The organism is Methylobacterium frigidaeris, from assembly GCF_022179185.1.
Classification (GTDB): domain Bacteria; phylum Pseudomonadota; class Alphaproteobacteria; order Rhizobiales; family Beijerinckiaceae; genus Methylobacterium; species Methylobacterium frigidaeris.
In genome coordinates this window covers 81,550-88,953 of the sequence record NZ_BPQJ01000026.1, presented here as the reverse complement: position 1 = coordinate 88,953, position 7,404 = coordinate 81,550, and the positions used below count along the sequence as shown (strand labels likewise).

General features: G+C 71.9%; 8 protein-coding genes and 1 pseudogene. 1 reads left to right on the top strand and 8 read right to left on the bottom strand.

What is annotated here, in order from left to right; all coding sequences use genetic code 11:
• Positions 1–354 precede the first annotated feature (354 nt).
• The 5 genes from MFF64_RS23800 to MFF64_RS23780 form a co-directional block, all read right to left on the bottom strand.
• Positions 355–690, bottom strand: coding sequence for a hypothetical protein (locus MFF64_RS23800; protein ID WP_099900173.1), 336 nt, complete (start codon positions 688–690; stop codon positions 355–357).
• 174 nt (positions 691–864) lie between these two features.
• Positions 865–1,182 carry a cell wall-binding protein gene (locus MFF64_RS23795; RefSeq protein WP_099900175.1) on the bottom strand — a complete coding sequence of 106 codons (318 nt, stop codon included), beginning with the start codon at positions 1,180–1,182 and terminating at the stop codon, positions 865–867.
• Complete coding sequence (locus tag MFF64_RS23790) at positions 1,179–1,511, bottom strand: hypothetical protein (protein ID WP_099900177.1); 333 nt, start codon at positions 1,509–1,511, stop codon at positions 1,179–1,181. Before MFF64_RS23790 ends, MFF64_RS23795 begins: the two co-directional genes overlap by 4 nt.
• Positions 1,512–1,602: 91 nt before the next feature.
• Positions 1,603–2,865 carry a sulfotransferase family protein gene (locus MFF64_RS23785; protein ID WP_238192584.1) on the bottom strand — a complete coding sequence of 421 codons (1,263 nt, stop codon included), beginning with the start codon at positions 2,863–2,865 and terminating at the stop codon, positions 1,603–1,605.
• Entirely contained in the window at positions 2,862–3,473 is a 612-nt protein-coding gene (locus tag MFF64_RS23780) for an aspartyl/asparaginyl beta-hydroxylase domain-containing protein (protein WP_238192583.1), read from the bottom strand. The genes MFF64_RS23785 and MFF64_RS23780 overlap by 4 nt, the downstream gene beginning before the upstream one ends.
• Before the next feature lie 29 nt (positions 3,474–3,502).
• Here MFF64_RS23780 and MFF64_RS23775 point away from each other — a divergent pair.
• Positions 3,503–4,021 (top strand): annotated as a pseudogene (locus MFF64_RS23775) (squalene/phytoene synthase family protein); the annotation flags it as partial.
• A gap of 323 nt (positions 4,022–4,344) precedes the next feature.
• Here MFF64_RS23775 and MFF64_RS23770 read toward each other — a convergent pair.
• The 3 genes from MFF64_RS23770 to MFF64_RS23760 form a co-directional block, all read right to left on the bottom strand.
• The gene (locus tag MFF64_RS23770) at positions 4,345–4,557 is read right to left on the bottom strand and encodes a DUF4287 domain-containing protein (protein WP_099906668.1); all 213 of its coding nucleotides are present in this window, start codon (positions 4,555–4,557) and stop codon (positions 4,345–4,347) included.
• A 560-nt stretch (positions 4,558–5,117) separates the two neighbouring features.
• A complete protein-coding gene (locus MFF64_RS23765) occupies positions 5,118–6,161 on the bottom strand; it encodes an SdiA-regulated/phytase-like domain-containing protein (RefSeq protein WP_099906670.1) in 1,044 nt (347 codons plus the stop codon).
• A gap of 131 nt (positions 6,162–6,292) precedes the next feature.
• Positions 6,293–6,625 carry a hypothetical protein gene (locus MFF64_RS23760; RefSeq protein WP_099906672.1) on the bottom strand — a complete coding sequence of 111 codons (333 nt, stop codon included), beginning with the start codon at positions 6,623–6,625 and terminating at the stop codon, positions 6,293–6,295.
• Positions 6,626–7,404 lie beyond the last annotated feature (779 nt).

Below are 7,404 nucleotides of genomic sequence, written 5' to 3'. Positions count from 1 at the left end.
CGAACGGGCGCCGGCGCTGATGCGCCGGTCGCCTTCACATCGACGCGTCGATGCGTCGGCCTCGGTCATCTCGCTGGCGAACTCTGCCTCGTGATCGGCGGTCAGGGACTCCACCAGGGCGAGGGCGAACTCGTTGGCCAGCGCCGGCAGGTCTGTGAGGGCGGCCGGCGTGGGGTAGCCCCCTTAACCGGCGACTTGACCGACCATGTGGCCGGCCTCGGCGGCGAGCGCGGGATCGGGCGCGACGCCGAGCTCGCGGTCGAGACGGGAGGCCAGCGCCTTGAAGCACTGCACGGCCTTGTACCGGTTACGCTGCGCCAGATGGGCGGTGATGAGGACTGGCGGCGGATTCGTTCAGAGGCTCGGCCGCCAGCGCCGCGTTGCCGGCCTGCGTCGCCAGGGCGTAACGGCCGAGGCCGACCAGGGTGCGGCAGGCCGCCTCGAGGCCTGGACGCGCAGGAGATCGGTGGAGAGCGCCTCGATCTCCGTGAAGGTCATCGCGTCGCCGGCGAGGGCCCGGCCGGCGATCGCCCGCACGGCCGCGAGATCGACCTGCGCGTCGAGCAGGACTTCGCCGCCTTCCGCCATGATCCATCCCGGCGCCTGCCAGATCGCCCGCCGCAGGTTGCTGCGGGCCGACTCGTCGATCTGGTCCGGCCAGAGCGCGGCGGCCACCTGGGCGCGCTCCACCGGCGCGCTCTGGACGGCCAGATACGCGAAGACGGTTGCTCGACTTGATCGGCAGCCTTGATGGTCTCCGGGTCATTCCGGGGCTGCGCAGTGGGGTCCGGAATGACTGACGGGGTGTGACGTCTTCGGGAACCGGTCAAGCAGGCTCCCGGAGACATCCGGACGTCGAGCCCGTCATCGCTCCTCCGCATCGAGGCCGACGGGCGGGCCCGGGCGCGTGGCGCCCTCGATGATCGCCTCCCAGGTCTTTCCCTGCGCCCGCAGGAACGCGATCGAGGGCCCCTGCGGGTTGCCGTAGACCCGGATCGTCCGCGCGGCGATGCGGCTGCGGTACGGCTCGGGCGTCAGGCTCTTGTAGAGGAGGGCGAGGCGGCGCCGCTCGGCGTGCACGGTCCGGGCGATGGCCTCGGGCGGCAGGCCGGCGCACCGCAGGGCGGCGACGCGGTCCGTGAGGCCGCGCACGGCGGCCTCGTAGCGGTCGCGCAGGCTCATCGGCCCGCGCCCGCGGCCGGCGGCGCCTCGCAGGCCCGCGCGGCCGCCCAGGCGATCGCGAAGCCGGGATGGATGATCGTGTCCGCCCCGTCCCGCCGGTACCAGCCGTTCACCGCCGGCACGTGGCCCCGTCCGTGGATCGCGGTCGTCACGTGGCCGAGAACCGTCGCGACGACATCCGCCGTTCCGTGCTGCTGCATCCGGGCCGGCGTCATCGTCCCGTGCGCCGCCATGGCGTCGATCAGCGCGAGGGACCGATCCTGCGGAAAGGTTCGCGCGCGGGCGCCGATCTGTCGGCGCGCCCGGTAGGCCGCGGCTGCCCAGTCCATCGCCGTCCCGCCTCCCCGGTGCCGTCCTCGCCCCGGCGAGAATCGGCGGCCCCGGAGGGAAGTCAAGGTTCCGGATCGGGGATGCGCCCCGTCAGGAGCGGTCCCGCGCGGCATCCAGGGCGGCCAGCACGGGCCCCACGATCCGCCCCGCCGCCTGCCGCCACTCCGCGGCCTCGGCGCGCTTGGCCGCACCGTCCGGCGCGAAGGCGGCGCCGGTCTTGGAATGCCGGCCCGCCACTGCCCGCATCGCGGCGAAACCCGGCAGCGCCGGATCGAGCCCGAAATGCTCCGCGAAGACGGGCCACAGGCCGTCCGGCAGGTCGTCGTAGCGCAGCACCCGTCCGCGGCCGGGCGCCCGCGCCAGCCCGTCGAGGGCGGCCTGCCCGTAGGCCGCCATCGCGGTCAGCTGGTAGACCTTCCGGTCCATCGCGAAGACCTCGTCCGGGGCGAGGCCGAGGAGGTGCGGCGGGATCGCGCCCGGGATGGTGTCGGCGCCCCCCCGCCGCAGCTGCGAGGCCAGGATCTCCAGGGGGTCGCGGTACAGGAACAGCCACGGCACGTCGGGAAAGACCCGCTGGATCCGGCGTAGGTCCAGCACGTCCGCCGCCATGAACTTCACGAAGACCCGGTCCTCGCCGGGGAAGCGCGGGCGGGCCAGGGCGTTGACGATGCCCGCGAGCCACGCATCGGCCCGCTCCGGCGCGAGGGGAGCGAGGCGCGGGGCCTCCAGCATCGTCCGCACCGGTCCGGGCTCCGAGGCGACGATGGTGCGCGGATCGGCAGCGAGCGCCTGGGCGGCCAGCGTCGAGCCGCAGCGCGCCATGTGGAAGATGAAGCCCGTGGGCCTCGGGCCGGGCGAGAGCGCGGCGAGGTCGTCGGCCCGCGTGCGCGGGCGGAAGGCCGTGTTGAACGGAAAGCCGATGGCCTGGGCGATCGTCTCGTAGAAGAACGGGGCGGTGAGGCGATGCGGGCCGAGATGGCACCAATCCACCGTCATCTCGCCGTCGATCCACCCGGCCCGGAACGGGGTCCATCCCGCGAGCAGGCTCGCGGGACCTCCCCCTTGCAGCAAGGGCAGCGGGCGGGTGGGGAAGGGGTCGACGGGATCCGGGCGCAGGGGGAGCGGCAGCAGCGGGACCGGGTGCATCAGGAACCCGTGCCGGTTCTCGTGCATCAGGGCCTCGACCTCGGCGGCCGTGAAGGCGAGGCCGCGGGCCGCGCCCTCGGCCACGGCCGCCCGCGCCAGTTCGGCGGGATCCTCGATCGGCCGCAGCCTCGCCGCGAGGGCGCGATCCTCCGCCGGCAGCCGGGTGAACGCCGCCAGCCCGCCCGCCGTGCCGGCCGGCCCGGTCACGCCGCCGCCTCCAGGGCGGTGGCGAACAGGGCCGCGAGCGCGGGGGTGACCTGGGCATCGACCACGAGATGCACGCGCTCCCCCGGCCCGGGATTCTCGACCGCGTGCGGATCGGACAGGCGCAGGTACCAGCACGAGCCCGCCGCCATCACGACGCGGCGGCGGTTCAGGGTGAAGACGACGCCGTCATGGGTGACCAGCGGCACGTGCAGGCGCACGGCGCCCTCCTCGAAGCTGAGGTCGTGGTCGCGGTGCTCCTTGATCCGCGAGCCCGGCCCGAGGCGCATCAGCCTCACGCTGAGGAGCGGGCAGCCGAACTGCGCGAGCGCGGCGCGGATCGCCGGGCAGGCCGCGAGGAACGGCGTGTCGACGTAGTCGCGCGCCACCGGGTCGGACTGGATCATCATCACGGGGTGCCGCGCGTCGGCCTTGGCCCGCAGCGGGATCACGCTCCAGTCGCCGTCGTAGTTCGACCGGACGAAGTGGTCGATCCAGTCGCCGCCCGCCAGCGCCGCGCACTCCGCCGCCATCGCCGCGGCGTCGAAGGCGAGCGGCAGGCGCAGGGATTCCGGGACCGCCTCGAGGTCGAGCCCCGGCGACCAGACCATCGGCAGGCCGACGCCGTCGCCGCCCGCGACGAAGCGGGCGCCTCTACCTGCCCGAATCCTGGCTGCGCGAGGCCGGGCTCGACCCGGACGCCTTCCTGGCCCGGCCGGAGCCGAGCCCGGCCCTCGCCGCCGTCGTGGCCCGCCTGCTCGCGGCCGCCGACCTCCTCTATGCCCGGGCCGAATCCGGCATTGCGATGCTGCCGCCCGCCTGCCGCCCGGCAGTGCGCGCCGCCGGGCTGATCTATGCCGAGATCGGCCGCGACCTCGCCCGCTCCGGTCTCGATCCGGTCACCCGCCGGGCCCGGGTCCCGGGCGCCCGCAAGGCGCGGCTCCTCGCCCGGGCAATCCTCACGCCATCGAACCGCCGCGCCGACCGGCCGGCCCTGCCGGAGGCCGCCTTCCTGGTCGAGGCGGTCGCGACGATGCCCTTGACCCCCGCCGTGACGCGGCTGGCCTGGTGGAATCTCGGCGCGCAGGTCGTGCGCGTGCTTGACCTCATCGAGACCCTGCGCGAGCGCGAACGCCTCGGCGGCGCGGCCTCCTCGTGACCGAGACGCTGTTCGCGCTCTGCGATGTCGGGCTGGTCTTCGGGGCGGTGCCAGGCCCTTCGGTGTCTGGCAGCTCTGGGTACTGCGAAGGGACAGGCGACGAAGGGGGGAGCCGAGGCCGGGATGCGTGAGAGCGCCTCGGCCGTGGTCATGCAGCAAAGGACGGTCGGCTCACCCGGCGATCGCCACCGCACGAATGTCCGCCGGAGACGCGCAGCCGAGCCTGGGATCCGTCGAGGCTGCGCTCGACGCTCCCTCCGCTCGATATTGGCAAGATTTTTGGGGATCGGGAGCTGCCGCGTCGCGTCAGCACCAGAGATCGACTATCCTTTCTGCTTGGACAGCACGTGGGCGACGATCGCATTGGCGTGGCCGTGACCCATCCCATGTTCATCTTTCAACATGGAAACCAGATCCATGTGTTTCGCGGGAAGTCGGTCTCGTACCAGTTGCTGCCATTCCTCGATAGGACGCCCATACCTCTTCTCGATCGATGGGAAGTACGACGCAGGCCCCTTAACGGATTCCATCGACATGAAAGTACCTCTCGCCTGAGTGAGCCGACACCAGCTTCGCCGTAGAGCGCAGAGGCTGCAACCTTCGCAGATGGGCCGGGGTGGGAGGAGCGCGAATGCCAGCAGCGGCTCTACGCCGTGCGAGATCGCTGCACCTTCGAACGGACGCGTTCGAAGGTGCCAGGCAAGCCCGAACGGGCGCCGGCGCTGATGCGCCGGTCGCCGTCGCGCCGATGCGACGGCGCAAGGGTATGAGATCGCAGGCCTGCTCCAAAATCGTCGAACCATCCTCGATGGGACAGACAATTCGAGCATGCTGGATGGCGGCTCCGATGCCGCCCAGGGCGTTCCAGGGGAGATCTTCTGCCGCTGGTGCGTTTTATCGCACAGTCTCGCTCGAAAGCGGCTCTGTGCACGAGTACGCCGAGAGGGCCCGGACATCGGGCATCCTGAAAACGCGCACGGTAGTCCGTCTCGCGTCCTGAACCTCGACGACATCATCCCAGGGCTCGCCTCGCGGCGAGCCCTGGGATGATGCGAGATCACAAGACCGGCCGATCGAAGAGCCGAAGCGCTCCCCCTCACTCCAGCTCCAGAACCACGCTCCGGAACGCTTGCGGCTTGCGCGCCGGGCAGATGTCGGCGTCGTCGCTGATGAGCTGCACCCTCTTGCCGTCGGGGGCGACGATGAGGCCTTCGGGCTGGAAGTCGGGGATCGCCGCCAGCGCCTCGGCCACTCCCGCCACGCGGGCCGGCGCCTCGCCGGCCTTGCCGGACCAGCGGTAGAGGTCGGGGGCCTCGCCGCCGCTGCCGGAGCCGCCCGCGACCAGGAAATACGCCTTGATCCCGGGCGCGTAGGCGATCTCGCGGAGGCCGCGGCCCTTCAGGTCGAGGGCGATCGGCTTGGCGAGCTTCGGCGCGGCCCCGCCCGCCAGCACCTCGGCCGGGTTCTCGAACGGCACCACCAGGGCGTCGTTGTCGGCGTTGAGCGGGTTGCGCAGGCCGATGAGCAAGCCGCGCCCGTCGGGCGTCGGGCTCAGGCCCTCGATGGCGAAGCCCCGCCGCCGGGGGCTCAGGTTCGCCTTGGTCGCGAGGTCGACCGCGATGCGCTCCGACAGGCGCGGGTCGAGGTCGGCGATCGCCTTGGCGAGGCCCGGGAAGGCCTTGCCCTTCGGCGCCACCGCAGGCGCCTTGGGGTCGCCGCCGACCGTGAGGGCGAGCATCTGGCGCGAGGCCTCGCGGGTGCGGCCCTCCGCATCGCGGGCGTGGGAGCCCATCAGCACCAGATCGCTGCCGAGCCACGCGAGGGATTCGAGGTCGGTCTTGGCCGGCTCCTCGCGGGTCCCGGTCGCGAGCGCCGCGTCGAGGTCGCCGCCCTTCAGGGCGAGCGGCGGGCCGGATTCGTCGGCCCTGTAGAGGCGCAACGTGTTGTCCTCGTCGTCGACCACCAGGAAGCGGTCGCCGAAACTGCCGGCCGGATACGGGACGGCACCGGAGGCCTCGCACGGCCCCCAATGCATCAGCACGGGCCCGGTCTTCACCTCGGCGCGCGCGCCCTGCGCCGCGAGGCAGAGGGCGAGCACGGAAACGAGTTCTCCCAGGCGCTTCGAGCCCCGGCCCGTCATGGCGATTCTCCCTGGATCGCGGCCCGTCTGAGGCGGAACCGTCTTCGCAGTATTTCACGCGGCCGAGGATCTATTCAATGCGAAGACGGAAAAATCTTTGTGTTCCGCGCCATCGCGCGGCCTCCGATTCGTCAGGCCTCCTCCGGCGCGGCTGCCTCGCCCAACTCGCCGGCCCGCTCGCGCTGCACGGCGACGAAGCGGCGGCGCGCCTCGGCCGCCTCGCGAAAGGCCTTCGCGCGCGGCGCCTCGCCCGCCAGCTTACGGATCTCGCGCAGGATCAGCTCGGCCTCGAACGCCGCGGCGCGCTCCGCCGCGGCGGCCCGGCTGTCGGCCCCGTGCGAGGCGGTGTAGCGCTCTAGCCCGTCGCGACAGATCGCGACGCGATATTCCAGCCATTCGATCACGTCACCGAAGGCCCGGTCGCGGATCTCCGCGGCCGTGGCCCGGCGCTTCTTCCCGCTCACGCGTCGTCCCTCCGCGGCCCCGGACGAGCGATGGTCTCGCACATCCTGCCACGATTCGCCGACTCCGTTGATCCGGGAGCGCAAGTCGGTTCCGCGGCGCCTCATCGCCGCGAGACCCGGGTCGTCTCTCGGCGCCGGGGCGGTACCTTGTCCGGGTATGAGAACACCCGCGAGTGACAGGCCAGTCGAGGAGAAGCCTTCTCCCGGCAGGAGCGTGTCGACGGGATGCCGGCTCACCCCTGTGCGACCGTGCCGACAAGCATGCATTCGTTGCGCGCCAGGATCCGGGATTACTGTTCGATAAGATTGACGTAACGACATTGAAGTCAAGGCGAGGGAGAAGACATGGAAAAAATCAGAAACATATTGCTGGTTACGGCGCTGATGTTGTACATCGAGACGACCGCGTCGATGCTCGGTCTCGCCACGCAGCCGGCCTGGGCACAGTCGCGTGCAGAGCGCGAGAGATGTGCGGAATCGGTCGGGATCCAGACACGCGACAATGGCCGGAACAACTGGATCAAGAGGCGAGCATCGAGCAGGACTTGCGACGCTTTTCTTCGATGCACGGACGCTGCCGCCACGAGGCGGGCAGATGCGAAGCCGAGCCGCCATTGACATACCGTCGAGGCGGCAGGGGCCGGTCGTCGGGCGAGGCCTCGGACATGTCCTCGCGTGCCGGCGATCCTGCGGGGACGCCGGGATCCCGTCCGCGAGCCGGCAGGGTCCGAGCGTCGCCCGCGTCCTTCGACGATGGGCGTCGCCACGGGCGGGGTCCC

What these genes read in the sequence shown, in the direction of transcription:
- MFF64_RS23770 (WP_099906668.1), bottom strand. Translation starts at nt 4,557, where the DNA reads ATGTCGATGGAATCCGTTAAGGGGCCTGCGTCGTACTTCCCATCGATC.
- MFF64_RS23780 (WP_238192583.1), bottom strand. Translation starts at nt 3,473, where the DNA reads ATGGTCTGGTCGCCGGGGCTCGACCTCGAGGCGGTCCCGGAATCCCTG.
- MFF64_RS23765 (WP_099906670.1), bottom strand. Translation starts at nt 6,161, where the DNA reads ATGACGGGCCGGGGCTCGAAGCGCCTGGGAGAACTCGTTTCCGTGCTC.
- MFF64_RS23795 (WP_099900175.1), bottom strand. Translation starts at nt 1,182, where the DNA reads ATGAGCCTGCGCGACCGCTACGAGGCCGCCGTGCGCGGCCTCACGGAC.
- MFF64_RS23790 (WP_099900177.1), bottom strand. Translation starts at nt 1,511, where the DNA reads ATGGACTGGGCAGCCGCGGCCTACCGGGCGCGCCGACAGATCGGCGCC.